Source organism: Polynucleobacter sp. MWH-UH19D (genome assembly GCF_040409795.1).
Lineage (GTDB): Bacteria > Pseudomonadota > Gammaproteobacteria > Burkholderiales > Burkholderiaceae > Polynucleobacter.
In genome coordinates this window covers 1,846,160-1,863,907 of the sequence record NZ_CP099571.1, presented here as the reverse complement: position 1 = coordinate 1,863,907, position 17,748 = coordinate 1,846,160, and the positions used below count along the sequence as shown (strand labels likewise).

Sequence of the window (17,748 nt, the reverse complement as noted above, 5' to 3'; positions counted from 1 at the left end):
ATCCTAATATGAGCACTTCAAATCGCAATTCTCAATATGGCGGCACTATTTTGGGTTTTGTTCTTGGATTGGGTGCTGGCTTAGGAATCGCTTTCGTGATTGCTTTCTATCTTTCTAAAAATACCCCACAAGAAAGACCAGGGGTTAGGGCGCCTAATTTGCCTATTACCATTAAACCTTCAGCCTCAGCTGAGGGTGAGGCTGCCGTTGCCAATGAGGGACCAGATTTAAATAAGCCCTTACAAGGAAAACTTCCGGCACCTCCAAGTAGCGACCCAATTGGCGATTTGGTCAGTGGCAAAAAGTCGACCGATGCGAGCAGTTCTGCGGCAGCTTCAAAAGGCGATGCTATTTATTTCTTGCAAGTAGGTGCATTTACAAAGCGCGCTGATGCAGACGCCCAAAAAGCTGCATTAGCCATTCAAGGTATTCAGGCACAGTTAAGTGAGGTAACGAGTGATGGCAATACCTTATGGCGTGTTCGCACCGGACCATATGCCAGCGCCGAAGAGAGCAACCCTGCTCGCGATAAATTAAATGGTATGGGCATTAAATCTACCCTGATTAAAACAAGCAAATAAACTGTAACTATGATTTCATTTAGCAAACGAATTTTTTTAGCATTCACTCTGATATTTTTATGTGGCGCTGTCCACGCACAGAAAATTGAAGAAGGCTTTGATTACCGAGTTCTGCCTGCACCACAAGCTGTAGAGCAAAAAGGTAAGGTCGAAGTTATCGAGTTCTTTTGGTATGGCTGCCCTCATTGCTATGACTTTGAGCCTGAGTTAAGCGCTTGGGTTAAGCGTCAGCCTAAAGATGTTGTTTTCCGCAGGGTGCCAGTAGCATTTAGAGATGATTTCCTGCCACATAGCCAACTGTATTACGCTCTTGAGGCGATGGGTAAGGGCGATGCGCTCAATGAAAAAGTAATGTACGCAATGCATAAAGAGAACAAGCGCTTACTTACCGAAACTGAAATTGCCGATTGGGTTGCCTCACAGGGTATTGATCGGAATACTTTCCTCGCAACTTATCGTTCTTTCGCAGTAGTTTCAAAAGCAAGGGCTGCTAAACAATTAGCCGAAGCTTATCGTATTGATGGTGTGCCAACTATTGTGATGCAAGGCAAGTATGTCACCTCACCATCCATTGCTGGTACTAAGGCAAAGGCAATCGCAGTAATGGATTACCTTGAAGAAAAAATTCGTAAAGATAAATATCGTCAATAGTAATGAGTCGAGCCCCTGTATAAACAGGGCACTAGATTTTGACGAAGCGCCGTACTATCCAAAAATAAAGGGGATAAGGCAAGATTCTCAGGAATTTTAAAAATCTTGAAAATCGTTTTGGAAAGTGAATATCAAATTCACCTTCCTGAATGCCTTTTAATATTTCTGAGGCTGCCTCTTCAGCACTAATTAAGGCCGGCATTTCAAAATCATTTTGTGCGGTGGCCTCTGTTGCGACAAAGCCTGGGGAAATCATATGCACACCAATGCCTTTGGGCAGCAAGTCATAGTGTAGGGTTTCACAAAAGTTGATGATGGCAGCTTTGCTGGGCCCATATGCTAGAGCCTTTGGTAGGCCGCTGTATCCAGCAACGCTTCCTACAATTGCTATATGACCTTTTTGAGCCTTAAGCATTTTTGGTAGTACCAGAGCTACTGCCTTCATTGGACCAAGCAGATTAGCTTCGATGGTTTGTCTGGCTATGTCAATATCAAAATTATCTGCTCTTAAGGGGGCATAAACACCCGATACAAATAGAAGTAAATCTATCTCACCCCATGTATTGATGATTTGTTCGTAAGCTATTGCAAATTGCTCATCCTTAGTGACATCTAAAGGAACTACAAGTGCTTGATTAGGCTTGGCTTTGTTTGCAATAGCATTCAGGCGATCAATTCTTCTACTTGATAGAGCTACGCGTGCATTTTGTTGAATGAATAATTTAGCGCACGCTTCCCCAATTCCGCTAGAAGCACCAATAATCCAAATGCATTTACCTGAAAAACTGGAGATTCCCATTTGCTTCATGATGTCTTATATGAAGAGTGGCTGAGAGTAAATTGCACAACGTCAATATTGCGCTCTGAGAATCCAGCAGCGCAATACATCAGATAAAAGTTCCAGAGCCGAATAAATGTTTCGTCAAAGCCTAGCTCACGAATTTCCTGAAGTTTTTGATTAAAGTTATCCCGCCAAATACAAAGCGTTTTAGCGTAGTCTGCTCCGAATACAAATTCATTTTCAATTTGTAAGCCAGCTTTAGCTGCGGCTGCTTTGAAGCTGTCACGAGATGGCAGCATGCCTCCAGGAAATACGTACTGCTGAATAAAGTCAGTACTGTGGCGGTAGCGCTCAAATAAATCATCGGCTATGACAATTGTCTGAATGCATGCTTTGCGACCAAATTTCAGACATTTTGCAATGGTTTCAAAATATTGTGGCCAATGTTTTTCGCCAACAGCCTCAAACATTTCAACAGATGCAATACCATCAAATTGCTCCTGGCAGTCACGATAATCTTGTAGGCGAACCTCAAAATGCGGTTTGCTTGTTGCTGACTCTATGCTTTGTAGTCGATTTTCAGCGAACACTTTTTGTTCTGTGGACAAAGTGAGTCCAGTAATAGATCTGCCGCTAAGCAAGGCCTCTTCCATCACCCCACCCCAGCCACAGCCAATTTCTAAAATATGATCATCTGGATTGGTCTCAAGGCAGCTTAAGATGCGTTGAATCTTGGCTTTTTGTGCATCACCAAGAGCTTGCTTTGCGCCTTCGGAGAACCAAGCACTGGAATAGCTCATGCTGGGATCAAGCCATAAGCCATAGAATGCATTGCCCAAATCATAGTGCGCATGAATATTTTTTCGACTTCCCGACTTGCTGTTATCTCTTAACCAGTGTTTAACTCGATAAAAAATTGAGCCAAGCCAAGTGCCGTATATCGCTTTATCTAAGATCGTACGATTGCGAATGGCGAGTTCTAAAATTGTTTTAAGGTTTGAGCTATCCCAGTCTCCTCGAATATAGCTTTCTGCAAAACCAATATCTCCATGAGACATCAAACCCTTGAATACGCTCCAGTCAAAGATTTGAATATCCGCCTGTAATGAGCTAGCCTTATCACCAAATTCCCTTACCTGACCATTTGGCAGGGTCATCTTGAGGTATCCATTCTTTAGTTGAGATAGCAGACTAAGAATGGTTTTTGTGCTGTAGTCACTTTTAAGTGGGAGTGACACGCCCTTTTTATGGTCTGAAAAATTTAGGCGAGAAAGTAAGTCTTGTCCAGGGCGATTCATTTGCTAACTTCATACTTGGGTGGTTCGGGCTTCGAATGAAAGGGTACACCTTTTAACCATAATTTCAATGCCTGCCAATGGATTCGGAATATTACTCCTAGGCTCATCAACGGGTAGCGCAATAGAGCTAAATATAGAGCAGATTGAGTAAGGGGGCGACTTACTCCGCTAATGCTGGTGTTAATGAGCGGCAATCCATCTTCATGGAGTTCAATTCGGGCAAGCGTGTTTTGCTTTGATTGGCTATCCTCGGGAAATAAAAATCGGAACTGGTATTCACCACGAACTTCGCAAAAAGGCGAAACATGAAATACCTTTTTGCTGATATACGTTTCTCCAGATCGAAGTGGATCCCCAGAGTTCTTGCATAGCAGATAACAGTGTCGCTCTCCAAAGGTGTTATTAACTTCGGCCAAAATTGCGCGAACCTTATTGTTGGAGCTAGTGCAAATCCAAAAACTGACGGGATTAAAAACGTATCCTAAAACCCTGGGAAAAGTCTGCAACCAAATTTCACCATCAACTTGATCAATGCCGTTTTCTTGCAAAATATTTTCGATCCATGCAAGACTATTTGCCTTCCCATGCCCATGATCTTCGTCGTAGAAAGAGCATAATCCCGGACAATTGTCACTTATGCCTGTTTTATCAAACAAGTGAGGGTTACGCATGCGTTCTCGCATCGGAATGGTGAGTGTAAAAACACCATAAGAGAAAGCGTTAAATGCTGGTCTTAAGCGGCTATGCTTGACTACTCCAAAATTGATCTTTGCTTGACTCATTTAGCATGTATCTTGCTTAGGCATTGTATTTAGCGGCGAATTCATGCTTTCAATCAAGGCTTCTGCAACCAGCTCTCCAGAACGCAATCCATCTTCATGAAAGCCAAAGCCAGTCCATGCGCCGCAATACCAAATTGAGGATGATCCTTGAATGAGTGGTAATGCCTTTTGTGCTTGAATTGCTTTCATATCAAACACAGGATGTGAATACTGAATTTCCTGTTGTACTAATTTAGGATTAGGTTCCGATGAAGGATTTAAGCTCACAATAATTTGCGTATCTTGTAACGCTTTTGGAAGCGGTTGTAGGCGGTTAATCAGGTAGTTCACGCTCACATGTTGTTTGGATGTTGGTACCGCGCCAGATTGAGCGGTGTAGTTCCATGCTGCCCAGCAGCGCTTTGTCATGGGAAGAAAGTTTGTATCTGTGTGAAGAATGGCTCGATTTTTTTGGTAAGGAATTGCACCCAAAATATTTTGCGCTTCTTGATCAATGCCGTGTAACAAAGTTAGAGCTTGATCGCTATGACATGCCATAACCACTTCATCAAATGAGGCGACACCTGAAGCACTAATAACTTCTGCTAAACCCCCATTTTGGGCTGCATTGACGCACAGAACATTTTCACGTTTGATCGTAACGTGAGACTCTTCAAGGGCGCGAACAATCCGTTTTACGTATTCGCGAGATCCTCCTTGTATCGTAAGCCACTGAGGTCGATTCTGAATTTGTAGAAGGCCGTGATTGTGACAAAAGCGTACCATGGTTTGAATTGGGAACTCGAGCATTTGCTCGACTGAGCATGACCATATTGCGCCAATCATTGGTAAGAAATAATTTTCTCTAAAGCTTCGGCCAAAGCGATTTCGATCTAAAAAATCGGCAATCGTTTCATCTGGCTCTGCGTATTGATGGCCTGCTGCAATTTGATCTTGCGCTAGTTTTGTTGCTAAGCGATTAAAGCGCAGAATGTCATAAGCCATATGCCAAAAGGATGGCGATAGTAAATTAGATCTTTGGCCAAAAAAAGAATTGATGTCATTGCCTGCCCACTCAAGCTTGGGATGAGAGGGATCTTTTTTAGAGGTATCAATTGAGACTGAAAAAGACATTTCAGAGGGCGCTATTGGAACCTGAATCTCTTCAAAGAGTCTTACCAGACGTGGATAGGTTTTGCGATTGAAAACCAGAAAGCCAGTATCAACGCCATACGTTAATTGTTCCCCATGATGTTCATAGGAAAAATCGATGGTGTTGCTGTGTCCTCCTATATGACTACCACCTTCATACACAGTTAACTCGAGATTGGGTTGTTGACGAAGGGCATAGGCACACCCTAGACCAGAAATACCAGCGCCGATTATGGCAATTCTTTTTTTGCTCACTGCGCTTTTTCCTCTAAAAGTTTTTGTATCTGATCTGTAATAGAGCTGCTCGTTGGTTTTGTGATGCTCCCAAAAGAATCCACGACATTACCATTGCGGTCGATTAGGTACTTATAAAAATTCCACTTTGGGGTAGTGCCTGTTTTCGCTATGAGCATTTTAAAAAAAGGATTTGGATTGCTTCCTGAAACACTACTTTTTGCAAACATTGGAAACTTTACGTCATAGGTATTTTTGCAGAAATCAGCGATTTCTTTATTGCTGCCAGGTTCTTGTTGGCCAAAATCATTGGAGGGAAATCCGAGAACTACAAAACCTTTATCTTTGTATTTGGCGTAAATTTTTTCAAGACCCTCATATTGGCTGGTAAAGCCACAGAAGCTAGCAGTATTAACCGCCAAAATCACTTTGCCTTGATATTGACAGAGATTTTGAGGAGCCTCATCCTGAAGGCGGGGGAAGGTATGGTTTAGCAGAGGACTACAAGTAGATGTTGCACGAGCAGGACTATACACGGATAAGCCAATTAAACATGTGAAGAGCCAAATAGCGAGTTGACAGGTTGCTTTGGGGTTCATGAAGCCTCTTTTTTCTAGTTATGCCTGCCAAGTCTAAGACATTCTGATGAAAATCGCAGATAGGTGCTTAAAGCCATTAATATTGCGATATGAGTTTATATTCCCCGCCGTCTTTTGAGTCTAAAGTTTGCTCTCCAGCACAACTTCATGAACGAATCGCAAAATTGCCTAGACCATTAGTTTTTACTAATGGGGTCTTTGATATTTTGCATCGTGGTCATGCCAGTTATTTAGCTCAAGCCCGAGCGCTAGGTGCTAGCTTGGTAGTAGGCGTGAACTCAGATGCCTCGGTCAAAATGCTGGGGAAGGGTGATGATAGGCCGATTAATTCAGAATCTGATCGACAGGCTTTATTGGCGGCCTTGGAGAGTGTTAACTTAGTGATTGTTTTTTCTGAGCAAACACCCGTTAATTTAATAGAGCAAATTCATCCAGATATTTATGTCAAGGGTGGCGATTATGAAATCGATACCTTGGAAGAGACCAAACTAGTAAAAACTTGGGGAGGCAAAGCAGTTGCTATCCCATTTTTGTATGAGCGCTCTACAACGAGTTTGCTAGGAAAAATACGTTCTTAAATTTTCCTTATTTGGTTTAGATGTTTTTTAACAGCCAAGCCCAAACGCCACGTAGCACTAGACCTTCGCTCACTTCAATTTTCTGAGTGCTTAGTAAATTTGCTTTCTGAATCTGATCCATGAGGGTTTTCGCATTACCTCCATCAAGCCAGATTTTTTCTATAGGCAAATTCATCTGTTTCGCTAAATTGAATGCGTACTGAATCGCGCCAATTTGCGCTGCATCGCACCCGCCAATAATGGCTTCATTTGTAGCGGTGCCAAATCCTTGCAGTGATGAGTTGCGAACCGCTAATGGTAATTGCGCTGTATTGGTTTCAAGACTTTTGTGCATTAATTCAAGCCCAGGCAGTATCCAGCCTCCATAGTGCACACCATTTGCGCCCAATAAATCAATAGTTGTGGCAGTTCCTGCATTAATAATGAGCGTGTTTACTTTGGACAAGGAGCGAGCGCCAATAATCGCACTCCAGCGATCAGATCCTAATCTGCTTGGATCTTGGTAGAGGGTTCGCATGCCATCAAAGGTACTGTCGCCACTCAATTGCTTCCACTGGATATCTTCCCATTGCGGAAAAAGTGATTGAAGTTGATCAATTGCCTCTTTGCCTGCAACGCAACTAAAGCCAATGGCATCAGGCTTTGGCAATGTTTTGGAGATATAGTCTGATAACTCTATGCGATGTTCGACTGACTTCAATGATTGAGTATTAATTGAGCCAGAATAATCCCATAACTTTTTTTGTTGATCTGATGGTTGTTTTGTGGAATCAACAGCAGCCCATTTGAGGCGTGTATTACCAACATCAAAAATTAAAAATAGACTCATGACTGCAATCTTAATGAAACATCACCTGCATAAATGGAAATGATTTTTCCTTCTTGCTCTAGCAGCAGTGAACCATCAATACCAATTCCTTTTGCTGTGCCATAAATAGGATCTTTACCTACTCCAGAAAGACAGACGGCCTGATTTTCATAGGCATCCCATGTGCTCCAGGCAGGCTGGTAGGGGGTAAATCCCTGCTCATCAAATCTCTGAAAATGTTGCTCTAGAGAGTCAAGCAAGCTTAACCAAAGATACTCTGTATCTGGCAAAGCAGCCCCTTTTGGTAATAAATTTTCTATTACGCTGAGCTGAATATTTGTTTGGCCGATATTTTTTTCTATTACATCTGTATTGCGTAGATTGAGGCCAATACCAACAATCATCCAGCTTGGCTCGTGAGGTTTTGATTGCCCCCCTTCAATCAAAATCCCGCCGAGTTTGGCATTTTTGAGTAGTAGATCGTTTGGCCACTTGAGACGTAAGCCTATTTGCAGCAACAGTGATGGATCTAAATTGCATGCTTTTGTGATACCCTCAATGACTGCTAAGCCAACTAAAAGACTTAGGCCTGCCAGTTGAGCGGGACTTCTTTTAAAAGGATATGCAACAGAGAAGCATATCGAGTCATCGGGGCTAGAAAACCATGTCCGGCCAGCTCTCCCCTTTCCAGATGTCTGTTTATGAGCAATCCTGGCAACAGGGTCGATGAGTCGACCTGAGCGCCAACGATCCAAAAGATCATCATTTGTGGATTTAGTCTCGGCGACACGTTCAAGGATGAAATTCGCAGTCATTTCTCCATTGTAGAAAGGTCTGACCTAGAATTGTGGAATGGATGCAAAAGATCATCGTCCCCGTAAGCTGCTTTGGCCGTTGCAGGCTATGCCTCTTGCTCGTGCAATCAGTATTTTCTATGCCTTACTCATTGCTTATATGAGCCTAACCCCATTTGATTTCGATTTTCAGAATGGTATTAGTGCATCCGCTTGGATTGATGCCCCCTTGCCAAGGTTTATTACGCTTTTTGATGTTTCGGTAAATTTCTTGGCGTATATCCCTTTTGGATTCTTATTGGTTTTTGCTGCGTACCCGCGTTGGCAAAATTTTGTGGCCTTAGGCATAGCCATTGGTTTAAGTGCGGCTCTAGCGGTAAGTGTGGAAACATTGCAGTCATGGGTGCCAAGCCGTATTCCTAGCCTAATGGATTGGTGGGCAAATGTGTTCGGGGGTTTATTAGGTGCTCTGCTGGCGATTCCTTTGGGGCCGCAGTGGTTGTCTGGAAGTGCCTTGCGGCGAAGATTTGATCAGTGGTTTGGTTTGAATTGGACAGTATGCGCATTGTTTTTACTTTTTCCATGGTCGCAAATTTATCCACAAAGCTCATGGCTCGGCGTTGGCGTTTGGGGGCATGTCATTTTTGGATCTATTGATTGGGGCACTCTTGTGGTCAATCAACTAGCTCAAGAGATGTTAATCACTGGATTTTGTTGGCTTGGTGTAGCCCTACTGCTTTCCTTGGGTATGCGTGTTAAAGCACCACAGTGGCAGATCTTAAATGGCTTACTTTGTTTCACCGTCATTTTGAAGACCTTGTTTACAGCTCTTCAATTTGGCCTTGAGTTCAGCCTCAATTGGTTAACTACCGGCGCATTTTGGGGAATGTTTCTGGCAACAATTGCTTTACGTTGGGCCCTAAGCTTGCCTCAGCGTACGAAATGGTTTTTAGCTATATATTGTTTAATTGGCGTTACTGTCGTGATCAACATCATGCCTGATAATCCTTATTTCATATTGACTTTAAGACACTGGAATCAGGGGCGCTTATTGCACTTTAATGATTTGATGCAATCGGTTTCAGTGATCTGGTTACCTATGGCTTTTATTTGGATGATCCGTAACGCATTTCGTCCTCAACCGCACTCACATTACTAAAACGTACTAACTTATGTCCTTTTCTCACCATTTATTTTTTTGTTTAAATCAACGAAGCAATGGCGAAGACTGTTGTGCTCGTCATAATGCGTTTGCTTTATTTGAGTATGCAAAAAACAGGGCTAAAGAATTGGGTCTTGCTGGCCCAGGAAAAATTCGAGTGAATAAAGCTGGTTGCCTCGATCGCTGTGCTGAAGGACCGGTGATGGTGGTTTATCCAGAAGGCATTTGGTATACCTTAATTGATCAGGATGATGTCGAGGAAATAATTCAATCACACTTAATTAAAGGCGCTCCTGTAGCTCGTTTACAACTTAACTAGATTGTTGAAAGTATTTTGTATGAATAGTCGAAGTAAATTAATTCAGATTGAGGGGATTGTTGGCTCAATCGAAATGTCAATTGATCTTCCCGATGAGTTGAAAAACGATCCGCACTTCGCAGTGCGAGGTCTTGCTTTGGTAGCCCACCCACATCCATTAATGGGCGGAACAATGGATAACAAAGTTGCACAGACCATGGCTCGTTCATTTAATCAACTGGGTTATGTAAGCGTGCGCCCCAATTTTCGTGGTGTAGGTGGCACTGCAGGAGTGCATGATGATGGTGTTGGAGAATTAGAGGATTTATTGCATGTTACCGAGTGGATGCAAACTCCATCAAGTTGGTCTCAGTTTGAGGCAACTTCTACCCACTCTTGGATTAATGTTGCTAACACTTTGCCTCTCGTCATTTCTGGTTTTTCATTTGGTAGTTTTGTAGGTAGCCATCTTGTTCAGCGATTGGCAGAATTGGGTAGGCCTGCTGAGCGTCTAGTGATGGTAGGAAGTGCTGCAGGTAAATGGACCTTAGCGCAGGTTCCTGCCGACACTATTTTGATTCATGGTGAGTTAGATGAAACAATTCCATTGATTGATGTGCTTGATTGGGCGCGCCCCCAAGAATTAACGGTTCAAGTAGTTCCAGGGGCTGATCACTTTTTCCATCGCAGATTACATTGCATACGCAATATCATTACTGGCGCTTGGTTAGGAATGCCAGATCATCGTCAGCAATAAGAAAAGAGCATTGGTATGTCAGAAGAAAAATCGTTAATTGAATATCCATCTTTATTTCCCATCAAGGTCATGGGAAAAAACATTCCTGACTATTTGCCAGCGATTGTGCACATTGCAAAACAGTTTGATCCTACTTTTGATGAAACTAAGGTGAAGCAAAGACCCTCAAAAGATGGAAATTACTTGGGCATAACTTTGCCAATCACTGCAACAAGTCGAGAGCAATTAGATGAGCTCTATCGCACACTATCGACCCATCCCCTGGTGAGTATTGTTCTTTAAGAAGACCTAATGAAGGCTTTGGTTAAACATCTTGGCGTTGCAGATTACGCCAAAACGTATGCAGCAATGCAAGCGTTTACTAAAGAGCGCGATACAAATACCGTTGATGAAATCTGGGTGCTAGAGCATCCCCCAGTTTTTACTTTGGGCTTAGCGGGAGATTCTAGCAATTTGCACTCTCCTAGCAATCAGATTCCGATGGTTCAAGTGGATCGAGGCGGGGAGATTACCTATCATGGCCCTGGGCAGTTAGTGGTGTATTTGTTACTTGATTTAAAGCGTTTAGGAATTTACGTTAAAGAACTAGTCTTTCGTATTGAGCAAGCACTTATTGACACCCTGTCAGAATTTGGGGTGAAAGCCGAGCGAAAAGTGGGCGCCCCCGGAATCTATATTGCAGAGCAGGAACAGATGCCACGTGAGTGGATTGGGGCGAAAGTTGCGGCACTAGGGCTAAAAGTCTCCAAAAGTTGCTCGTATCATGGCCTTGCATTAAATGTAGCCACTGATTTGGAGGCGTTTGGGCGCATCCACCCCTGTGGTTATGAGGGCTTAAAGACTGTTGATATGCAAACCCTCGGGATCAAGGACAATATAGACAGAATTAGCCAGGTGCTTTTGCAGCATTTACAAAAGCACTTAATGTTAGATGGGCTTAATGAGTTAGATAACACCAGATGACCATAGATAAATCGGATACCAATCAATCTACTGAAGCGCGTCAAGATCTTCAGTATGACGCTACTCGTAAGCAAAAATCGAGTGAGAAGACTGCTCGCATTCCGATCAAAATTGTTCCGCTTGAAGAGGTGTTAAAAAAACCCGATTGGATTCGGGTGAAAGCTGCCTCAGGAAATTCTCGTTTTAACGAAATCAAAAAGATTCTTCGTGAAAATGAATTAGTAACAGTTTGTGAAGAGGCAAGCTGCCCCAACATCGGCGAGTGCTTTGGCAAAGGTGCTGCAACATTTATGATTATGGGCGATAAGTGCACTAGGCGTTGCCCATTTTGTGATGTAGGTCATGGAAGGCCTGACCCTCTTGATCAAAAAGAGCCTGCAAACTTGGCGCGTACGATTGCAGCCCTCAAGCTGAATTATGTAGTCATTACCAGCGTAGATCGTGATGATCTGCGCGATGGTGGTGCCATGCACTATGTGGACTGCATTACCCAGTCTCGAGAGCTTTCTCCAGATACTCGCATAGAAGTGTTGGTGCCTGATTTTCGTGGAAGACTAGATAAGGCATTAGACATATTTGCCGAGCATGCGCCTAGTGGGTTGCCTGATGTTATGAATCACAATTTAGAAACTGTTCCACGTTTGTATAAACAGGCTCGTCCGGGCGCGGATTATTTGCATTCTCTGAAATTATTAAAAGACTTTAAAGAGCGCTTCCCACATATCCCAACAAAAAGTGGCTTAATGGTTGGTCTGGGTGAAACTGATGAAGAGATCTTGGAAGTCATGCGTGACATGCGCGAACACAACATTGATATGTTGACGATTGGTCAATATCTAGCCCCCTCAGGCCATCATTTGCCCGTGACTCGCTATGTCCATCCAGATGTATTCAAAATGTTTGAAGAAAAAGCTTATGAAATGGGCTTTTCTCATGCAGCTGTAGGTGCTATGGTGCGATCTAGCTATCATGCTGATCAACAGGCGCACGGAGCAGGCGTTGTTTAAAAGTTTTGCTCGATCTTATTTACTCTTAGCAATTTTTCTTCTGGTAATAGCTTGTAGTCCAAAGTTAAATTGGCGAATAGTACAGGCACCCGAGCAAAGATATGCCGCTCTATTTCCAGGGAAGCCAGATAAGCTTGAACGCAAGATCTCAATAGGGGATCAACAGTTTGTTCAGACTCTTGAAGCAGTAAAGCTCGATGATGATATCTACTCGATTAGCTCAATTGAGATTCCAGCTAAAGATGTTAAAGCTGATTTAGTGCAAAAAATCACTGCCCAATTACAAAGTAATTTATTAAATAGAGCAAAAGCTTCCGATGGATCGGTTGTTGATGAGACAGCTTATTTTCAAAATAGTCAGCGTCAACGCTTGCAGACAAAAGACTATTACATCTTTTTTGGTGGAGATGTCAAAGTCAAACAAACTATGAGAGTGCGCTGGATTACAAGAGCGAATGCTGATGGAGGTGTTTGGACATATCAAGTATCTGTGTTGCATACAAATGCAGATGGCAATAATGCCAAAACACTTTTATCTAAAGAAGAATATACAAACTTCTTTAATGAGTTTTACCCAGAATAAAAACTTCAAATAGGGCGCGAGAAATTATTTCGTTTGCTCTAAAGTGGCAACTTTAGCCTCTAGCGCTTCTAGTTTTTCTCTGGTTTTTGCAAGAACCTTGGTTTGTAAATCAAATTCTTCACGTGTTACCAAATCCATTTTTTGGAAACCTTGGTTCATCATGGCACGAACGTTTTTTTCAAGCTCTTGCGCGGGGGAATTACGAATCGCTTCACCGACTTTGTTTTGCATATCGTTAGCAATGCGCTGAATTTGTTCGAGGATTTCGCCAGGTTTTTGCATGATGGGCTTCTTAGTGAGATTAAAAGTTGCGTAAAAAACACACATTAGTATTTTAATTTGAGGCACCAAAAATAGTAAAAATCACTGAAAAGCCCTAAAAACTGAAGAAATTCACAATATAAGTGCAATATATAGCACCAAAATAGTGCATTGGCATTAATAAGGGGAATGGCCCGAAATTCAGGAGCGACCAGCCCGTCATGATCACTCCATGCAATAAGCATTAATCCCTTTTTCATTACAAACAGTAAGGAGTAATACATGAAAACTTTACATAAGAAAGCAATCTCTGCAGCCGCAGTTGCATTGCTATCCGGCCTAGCATGTTCATCAGCATTTGCTGCTGATACACCAACCAATCCAGAAGATGCTGGTAGCCCAATTTCTGCAAACGTAACAATCGTAAATGACTACCGCTATCGTGGTATCAGCCAATCCAATTTCAAGCCAGCGATCCAAGGCGGTTTTGATTACGCCCATGACAGCGGTTTCTACATTGGCAACTGGAACAGCTCGATTAGCTGGATCAGTGATTCATATGCAACAAATGGATCAAATGTTGGCAAAAATACATCGAGCCCATATGGATCAGTATCTGCCCCTGTTGAAATGGATTTTTATGCGGGCTTCAAAAAAGAGTTAATTGGTGAAGGTTTTGCAACTGATCTCGGATTCTTACAGTACTACTATCCAACCTCTGGAATTCCAAATACAAATGGCTATACAGCCAATCCTAATACAAGTGAAGTTTATTTAGCCCAGAACTTCACGCTTGGACCAATAGCAGGGTTTGCAAAAGTATCTTATGCGGTCTCTACATTGTTTGGTGCTGTTAACTCAACAGGCTCATACTATCCTGATTTAACCGTTAATTACGATACTGGGGTTTGGGGCTTGGCGCTTAATGGACACGTGGGTTATCAGTATGTTGCCGGAAATGTGAAGAATGGTTCAACAAACTGGGTAGGCAATTCCATTCCAAATGGAACAAGCAATAGCACTTTGTATAGCTATACCGATTGGAAGTTAGGGGTGACTAAAGATTTTGGTGGCGGCTTATCTGCAGCAATTGCATATGTAGGCACAAATGCTGCAACTTATAAAGGTGCATATTCTTACACAAGCCCATCCGGCAATAATCTTGGTCGATCAACCGGCTTAATTTCTTTAACAAAGACTTTCTAATTTCCACTTCTGAACGGAGATACACATGAAATTAATTACCGCAATCATCAAGCCTTTCAAGCTTGACGAAGTGCGCGAAGCTCTCTCGGAAGTGGGAGTTTCGGGCATTACCGTCACTGAAGTGAAAGGCTTTGGTCGTCAAAAAGGCCATACCGAGTTGTATCGTGGTGCTGAATATGTTGTTGATTTTTTACCTAAGGTAAAAATTGAAGCTGCTGTTGAAGATGGCATCTTGGAGCGTGCGATTGAAGCAATTGAAAAATCTGCACGTACTGGCAAGATTGGTGATGGCAAGATTTTTGTCTCTCCAGTTGAGCACGTCATTCGTATTCGTACCGGTGAAACCGGCGCGTCAGCACTTTAAAGAGAGGTTCAAAATGTTAACTTGGATGAAACGACTTGTTGCTGGTGGTGCGATGGCCTTAGCCATTGGCGCTACTGGTGTAGTGGTGACTTCGCCAGCGCATGCTGATGAAGTGAAAAAGCCAGCAGTTACTGCTCCTGCCGCAACTCCAGCAGCTGCAGAACCTGCACCAGTACTTTGCTCTGAGAAGTGCAATAAAGCTGATACAGCTTGGATGATGGTTTGTACAGCTTTAGTGTTATTAATGACACTTCCTGGTTTGGCTTTGTTCTATGGTGGCTTAACCCGTAGTAAAAACATTCTATCTATCTGCATGCAATGCTTCATGGTGTTCTCTTTGATTGCAATCTTGTGGTCAATTTATGGCTACAGCTTCGCATTCACGGAAGGTGGTGCATTTTTAGGTGGATTAGATCGTTTGTTCTTGGCTGGTATGAACCCAGACTCTGTAGCTGCAACCTTCAGTAAGGGTGTAGTTATTCCTGAGTATGTGTTCATGGCTTTCCAAGCAGTGTTTGCAACGATTACTTGTTGCTTGATCATCGGGTCTTTTGCTGAGCGCGCTAAGTTCTCTGCAATTTTGGTATTCATGATCATTTGGTTCACATTTAGCTACTTACCTATCGCTCATATGGTTTGGTTCTGGCCTGGTCCAGATGACATCAAAGATGCTGCATCACTCGAGGCAATCACTGCCCGTGCTGGTTGGTTGTGGCAAAAGGGTGTTCTCGACTTTGCTGGCGGTACCGTTGTACACATCAATGCGGCGATTGCTGGCTTAGTTGGCTCATTTGTAATCGGCAAGCGTCTTGGATATGGCAAAGAAGCTATGAAGCCACATAACTTGGTTTATGTAATGGCTGGCGCAGCGCTCTTGTGGTTTGGCTGGTTTGGCTTTAACGCAGGCTCAGCACTTGAAGCAAACGGTAGTGCTGCATTAGCTTTCGTGAATACCTTCTTGGCTACCGCAGCTGCTGTATTAGGCTGGTCAGTTGCTGAATGGGTTCTTAAAGGCAAGCCTTCCATGTTGGGCGCGGCTTCAGGTTGCGTAGCTGGATTGGTTGCAATTACTCCTGCTGCTGGTTTTGCAGGTCCAATGGGCTCAATCATTATTGGCTTAATCGCTGGTGTAGTTTGCCTCTGGGGTGTAACTGGCCTCAAGAGACTCTTGGGCTCTGATGACAGCTTGGACGTATTTGGCGTTCACGGAGTAGGTGGTATTTCTGGTGCGTTGTTGACCGGTGTGTTTGCTGACCCTGCTTTGGGTGGTTCTGGTGTATGGGACTACGTAGCAAACGCTGTTGCCCCTGATTACTCTATTGCTAGCCAATTATGGATTCAGGCTCAGGGTGTCATTACTACTGTGATCTGGTCTGGCGTGGTTTCTTATATTGCCTTCAAATTGATCGATGTTGTGATTGGTTTGCGTGTAAAAGAAGAAGAGGAGCGCGAGGGCTTGGATATCAGCTCACATGGTGAGTCTGCCTACGAGTCTTAAGCTGTTTTACCCCTCACCGAGCAGCTTTTATTGGCTGTTCAGTACTTTAAGCGCGGGATCCTAGGATCCCGCGTCTTTCTTTTAAAAATCTTACAATGGTGGAATGGTTCCACATCTCATTACTGCCCTAAGTGGCCCTTTGCTCGAACTTGAGTCAAAGGTGCTTGAAGCAACCCCAACAATCGAGCGCTGGTTTAGGCTTGAGTGGCAAGAGCACACGCCACCATTTTATTGTTCGGTTGATTTACGAAATTCGGGTTTTAAGTTAGCCCCAGTGGATACGAATTTGTTCCCTGGTGGATTCAATAATCTTTCGCCGCAAATGTTGCCCTTGGCAGTGCAGGCTGCAATGGCTGCTATTGAGAAGATTTGCCCAGAGGCAAAAAATTTACTGTTAATACCAGAGCGTCATACACGCAATACGTTTTACCTACAGAATATCGCCCGCTTGTCTTCGATCCTGAGACAAGCTGGACTCAATGTACGCCTAGGTACTTTTTCTGAAGAAATTAAAAAGCCTACTTGGATTGAGTTGCCAGATGGTAATCGACTCTTAATGGAACCTTTGTCACGACTTGGTTTAAAGAAGCAACGTTTAGGTCTTAAAGATTTTGATCCTTGCTCTATTTTGCTCAACAATGATTTATCTGCAGGTGTTCCTCCAATCTTAGAGAATATTTACGAGCAGTACTTGCTTCCTGGTTTGCATGCTGGTTGGCATGTACGTCGCAAATCAAATCACTTTGCTGCATATGAAGAGGTTGCTAAAAAGTTTGCCAAAGTTGTTGATATTGATTCATGGATGATTAATCCTTATTTCACGAGCTGCTCAAATATTAATTTTCATGAGCGTAAGGGTGAAGAGGAGCTCCAGGCTGCAGTTGAGCAGGTGCTGAAAAAAACTGCAAAGAAATATCGTGAATATGGCATCAAAGATAAACCTTATGTGGTTGTGAAAGCCGATGCCGGCACCTATGGCATGGGAGTAATGGTAGTTAATGATCCAGCTCAGCTAAAGGGCTTAAATCGCAAAGACCGCAACAAGATGAGCGTAGTAAAAGAAGGTCTTGAGGTTAGTGATGTATTAATTCAGGAGGGTGTTTATACCTTCGAGAAAGTGAATGAAGCTGTCGCTGAGCCAGTGGTTTATATGATTGATCGATATGTGATTGGTGGTTTCTATCGCGTTCATACTGATCGTGGCCCCGATGAGAATCTGAATGCCCCAGGAATGCACTTTGTACCACTTGCGTTTGAGCAAAACTCAATGCCAGATCTCTCTGCCAAGCCTGGTAGTGCGGCGCCAAATCGATTCTATCTATATGGCGTCGTTGCTCGCTTAGCTTTGCTTGCTGCCTCTCTTGAGTTGGAGAGGACTGACCCTAATATGGAAGTGGCATAAAACTTCTTGC

The 17,748-nt window shown here is 43.1% G+C and carries 22 protein-coding genes; 14 read left to right on the top strand and 8 right to left on the bottom strand.

Annotated elements, in window-relative coordinates; translation table 11 throughout:
• The first annotated feature begins 8 nt into the window (after window positions 1–8).
• Together NHB34_RS09515 and NHB34_RS09510 are read left to right on the top strand one after the other, a co-directional pair.
• The gene (locus NHB34_RS09515) at window positions 9–581 is read left to right on the top strand and encodes an SPOR domain-containing protein (RefSeq protein ID WP_353427397.1); all 573 of its coding nucleotides are present in this window, start codon (window positions 9–11) and stop codon (window positions 579–581) included.
• 9 nt (window positions 582–590) lie between these two features.
• Window positions 591–1,232 carry a thiol:disulfide interchange protein DsbA/DsbL gene (locus tag NHB34_RS09510; RefSeq protein ID WP_353427396.1) on the top strand — a complete coding sequence of 214 codons (642 nt, stop codon included), beginning with the start codon at window positions 591–593 and terminating at the stop codon, window positions 1,230–1,232.
• Between the two features lie 31 nt (window positions 1,233–1,263).
• Here the strand turns inward: NHB34_RS09510 and NHB34_RS09505 are convergent, their stop codons facing one another.
• Genes NHB34_RS09505 through NHB34_RS09485 form a run of 5 tightly spaced genes read right to left on the bottom strand, consistent with a single transcriptional unit; the run spans window position 1,264 to window position 6,057 of the window.
• A complete protein-coding gene (locus NHB34_RS09505; RefSeq protein WP_353427395.1) occupies window positions 1,264–2,040 on the bottom strand; it encodes an SDR family NAD(P)-dependent oxidoreductase in 777 nt (258 codons plus the stop codon).
• Window positions 2,037–3,311, bottom strand: coding sequence for a cyclopropane-fatty-acyl-phospholipid synthase family protein (locus tag NHB34_RS09500; RefSeq protein WP_353427394.1), 1,275 nt, complete (start codon window positions 3,309–3,311; stop codon window positions 2,037–2,039). Before NHB34_RS09500 ends, NHB34_RS09505 begins: the two co-directional genes overlap by 4 nt.
• Window positions 3,308–4,093: a DUF1365 domain-containing protein gene (locus tag NHB34_RS09495; RefSeq protein ID WP_353427393.1), complete on the bottom strand. Its 786-nt coding sequence runs from the start codon at window positions 4,091–4,093 to the stop codon at window positions 3,308–3,310. Before NHB34_RS09495 ends, NHB34_RS09500 begins: the two co-directional genes overlap by 4 nt.
• Window positions 4,094–5,479, bottom strand: coding sequence for an NAD(P)-binding protein (locus tag NHB34_RS09490; protein ID WP_353427392.1), 1,386 nt, complete (start codon window positions 5,477–5,479; stop codon window positions 4,094–4,096).
• Window positions 5,476–6,057, bottom strand: coding sequence for a glutathione peroxidase (locus NHB34_RS09485; protein ID WP_353427391.1), 582 nt, complete (start codon window positions 6,055–6,057; stop codon window positions 5,476–5,478). The genes NHB34_RS09490 and NHB34_RS09485 overlap by 4 nt, the downstream gene beginning before the upstream one ends.
• Window positions 6,058–6,146: 89 nt before the next feature.
• Here NHB34_RS09485 and rfaE2 point away from each other — a divergent pair, with 89 nt between their 5' ends.
• A complete protein-coding gene (gene rfaE2 / locus NHB34_RS09480; RefSeq protein WP_353427390.1) occupies window positions 6,147–6,635 on the top strand; it encodes a D-glycero-beta-D-manno-heptose 1-phosphate adenylyltransferase in 489 nt (162 codons plus the stop codon).
• Between the two features lie 16 nt (window positions 6,636–6,651).
• Here rfaE2 and NHB34_RS09475 read toward each other — a convergent pair whose 3' ends face one another.
• Window positions 6,652–7,464 carry a type III pantothenate kinase gene (locus NHB34_RS09475; protein WP_353427389.1) on the bottom strand — a complete coding sequence of 271 codons (813 nt, stop codon included), beginning with the start codon at window positions 7,462–7,464 and terminating at the stop codon, window positions 6,652–6,654.
• The gene (locus NHB34_RS09470) at window positions 7,461–8,258 is read right to left on the bottom strand and encodes a biotin--[acetyl-CoA-carboxylase] ligase (protein ID WP_353427388.1); all 798 of its coding nucleotides are present in this window, start codon (window positions 8,256–8,258) and stop codon (window positions 7,461–7,463) included. Before NHB34_RS09470 ends, NHB34_RS09475 begins: the two co-directional genes overlap by 4 nt.
• 37 nt (window positions 8,259–8,295) lie before the next feature.
• Between NHB34_RS09470 and NHB34_RS09465 the strand changes: the two genes are divergently transcribed.
• Genes NHB34_RS09465 through NHB34_RS09435 form a run of 7 tightly spaced genes read left to right on the top strand, consistent with a single transcriptional unit; the run spans window position 8,296 to window position 13,007 of the window.
• A complete protein-coding gene (locus tag NHB34_RS09465) occupies window positions 8,296–9,396 on the top strand; it encodes a VanZ family protein (RefSeq protein WP_353427387.1) in 1,101 nt (366 codons plus the stop codon).
• Window positions 9,397–9,409: 13 nt separating this feature from the next.
• Window positions 9,410–9,718, top strand: coding sequence for a ferredoxin (locus tag NHB34_RS09460; protein ID WP_353427386.1), 309 nt, complete (start codon window positions 9,410–9,412; stop codon window positions 9,716–9,718).
• A 19-nt stretch (window positions 9,719–9,737) separates the two neighbouring features.
• Window positions 9,738–10,454 carry an alpha/beta hydrolase gene (locus NHB34_RS09455; protein WP_353427385.1) on the top strand — a complete coding sequence of 239 codons (717 nt, stop codon included), beginning with the start codon at window positions 9,738–9,740 and terminating at the stop codon, window positions 10,452–10,454.
• Between the two features lie 15 nt (window positions 10,455–10,469).
• On the top strand, window positions 10,470–10,736 hold the full coding sequence (locus tag NHB34_RS09450) for a DUF493 family protein (protein ID WP_353427384.1): 267 nt from the start codon (window positions 10,470–10,472) through the stop codon (window positions 10,734–10,736).
• Window positions 10,737–10,745: 9 nt separating this feature from the next.
• Window positions 10,746–11,417 (top strand): lipoyl(octanoyl) transferase LipB, encoded by a 672-nt coding sequence (lipB, locus tag NHB34_RS09445; protein WP_353427383.1) that lies wholly within the window; start codon window positions 10,746–10,748, stop codon window positions 11,415–11,417.
• Window positions 11,414–12,424 carry a lipoyl synthase gene (lipA, locus tag NHB34_RS09440; protein ID WP_353427382.1) on the top strand — a complete coding sequence of 337 codons (1,011 nt, stop codon included), beginning with the start codon at window positions 11,414–11,416 and terminating at the stop codon, window positions 12,422–12,424. The genes lipB and lipA overlap by 4 nt, the downstream gene beginning before the upstream one ends.
• On the top strand, window positions 12,417–13,007 hold the full coding sequence (locus NHB34_RS09435; RefSeq protein ID WP_353427381.1) for a hypothetical protein: 591 nt from the start codon (window positions 12,417–12,419) through the stop codon (window positions 13,005–13,007). The genes lipA and NHB34_RS09435 overlap by 8 nt, the downstream gene beginning before the upstream one ends.
• Window positions 13,008–13,031: 24 nt before the next feature.
• On the opposite strand, the gene NHB34_RS09430 is transcribed toward NHB34_RS09435, so the two are convergent.
• Window positions 13,032–13,289, bottom strand: coding sequence for an accessory factor UbiK family protein (locus NHB34_RS09430; protein ID WP_353427380.1), 258 nt, complete (start codon window positions 13,287–13,289; stop codon window positions 13,032–13,034).
• Between the two features lie 261 nt (window positions 13,290–13,550).
• On the opposite strand from NHB34_RS09430, the gene NHB34_RS09425 reads away from it, so the two are divergent.
• From NHB34_RS09425 to gshA, 4 genes are all read left to right on the top strand, one after another.
• Entirely contained in the window at window positions 13,551–14,474 is a 924-nt protein-coding gene (locus NHB34_RS09425) for a TorF family putative porin (protein ID WP_353427379.1), read from the top strand.
• A gap of 25 nt (window positions 14,475–14,499) precedes the next feature.
• Window positions 14,500–14,838 carry a P-II family nitrogen regulator gene (locus NHB34_RS09420; RefSeq protein ID WP_011903792.1) on the top strand — a complete coding sequence of 113 codons (339 nt, stop codon included), beginning with the start codon at window positions 14,500–14,502 and terminating at the stop codon, window positions 14,836–14,838.
• 13 nt (window positions 14,839–14,851) lie between these two features.
• Window positions 14,852–16,336: an ammonium transporter gene (locus NHB34_RS09415; RefSeq protein ID WP_353427378.1), complete on the top strand. Its 1,485-nt coding sequence runs from the start codon at window positions 14,852–14,854 to the stop codon at window positions 16,334–16,336.
• Window positions 16,337–16,439: 103 nt separating this feature from the next.
• Complete coding sequence (gene gshA / locus NHB34_RS09410) at window positions 16,440–17,738, top strand: glutamate--cysteine ligase (RefSeq protein WP_353427377.1); 1,299 nt, start codon at window positions 16,440–16,442, stop codon at window positions 17,736–17,738.
• The last annotated feature ends 10 nt before the right edge of the window (window positions 17,739–17,748 follow it).

Coding starts and splice junctions, on each gene's coding strand:
- NHB34_RS09515 (WP_353427397.1), top strand. CDS start 9: ATGAGCACTTCAAATCGCAATTCTCAATATGGCGGCACTATTTTGGGT.
- NHB34_RS09510 (WP_353427396.1), top strand. CDS start 591: ATGATTTCATTTAGCAAACGAATTTTTTTAGCATTCACTCTGATATTT.
- NHB34_RS09505 (WP_353427395.1), bottom strand. CDS start 2,040: ATGAAGCAAATGGGAATCTCCAGTTTTTCAGGTAAATGCATTTGGATT.
- NHB34_RS09500 (WP_353427394.1), bottom strand. CDS start 3,311: ATGAATCGCCCTGGACAAGACTTACTTTCTCGCCTAAATTTTTCAGAC.
- NHB34_RS09495 (WP_353427393.1), bottom strand. CDS start 4,093: ATGAGTCAAGCAAAGATCAATTTTGGAGTAGTCAAGCATAGCCGCTTA.
- NHB34_RS09485 (WP_353427391.1), bottom strand. CDS start 6,057: ATGAACCCCAAAGCAACCTGTCAACTCGCTATTTGGCTCTTCACATGT.
- rfaE2 (WP_353427390.1), top strand. CDS start 6,147: ATGAGTTTATATTCCCCGCCGTCTTTTGAGTCTAAAGTTTGCTCTCCA.
- NHB34_RS09475 (WP_353427389.1), bottom strand. CDS start 7,464: ATGAGTCTATTTTTAATTTTTGATGTTGGTAATACACGCCTCAAATGG.
- NHB34_RS09470 (WP_353427388.1), bottom strand. CDS start 8,258: ATGACTGCGAATTTCATCCTTGAACGTGTCGCCGAGACTAAATCCACA.
- NHB34_RS09465 (WP_353427387.1), top strand. CDS start 8,296: ATGGATGCAAAAGATCATCGTCCCCGTAAGCTGCTTTGGCCGTTGCAG.
- NHB34_RS09460 (WP_353427386.1), top strand. CDS start 9,410: ATGTCCTTTTCTCACCATTTATTTTTTTGTTTAAATCAACGAAGCAAT.
- NHB34_RS09455 (WP_353427385.1), top strand. CDS start 9,738: ATGAATAGTCGAAGTAAATTAATTCAGATTGAGGGGATTGTTGGCTCA.
- NHB34_RS09450 (WP_353427384.1), top strand. CDS start 10,470: ATGTCAGAAGAAAAATCGTTAATTGAATATCCATCTTTATTTCCCATC.
- lipB (WP_353427383.1), top strand. CDS start 10,746: ATGAAGGCTTTGGTTAAACATCTTGGCGTTGCAGATTACGCCAAAACG.
- lipA (WP_353427382.1), top strand. CDS start 11,414: ATGACCATAGATAAATCGGATACCAATCAATCTACTGAAGCGCGTCAA.
- NHB34_RS09430 (WP_353427380.1), bottom strand. CDS start 13,289: ATGCAAAAACCTGGCGAAATCCTCGAACAAATTCAGCGCATTGCTAAC.
- NHB34_RS09425 (WP_353427379.1), top strand. CDS start 13,551: ATGAAAACTTTACATAAGAAAGCAATCTCTGCAGCCGCAGTTGCATTG.
- NHB34_RS09420 (WP_011903792.1), top strand. CDS start 14,500: ATGAAATTAATTACCGCAATCATCAAGCCTTTCAAGCTTGACGAAGTG.
- NHB34_RS09415 (WP_353427378.1), top strand. CDS start 14,852: ATGTTAACTTGGATGAAACGACTTGTTGCTGGTGGTGCGATGGCCTTA.
- gshA (WP_353427377.1), top strand. CDS start 16,440: ATGGTTCCACATCTCATTACTGCCCTAAGTGGCCCTTTGCTCGAACTT.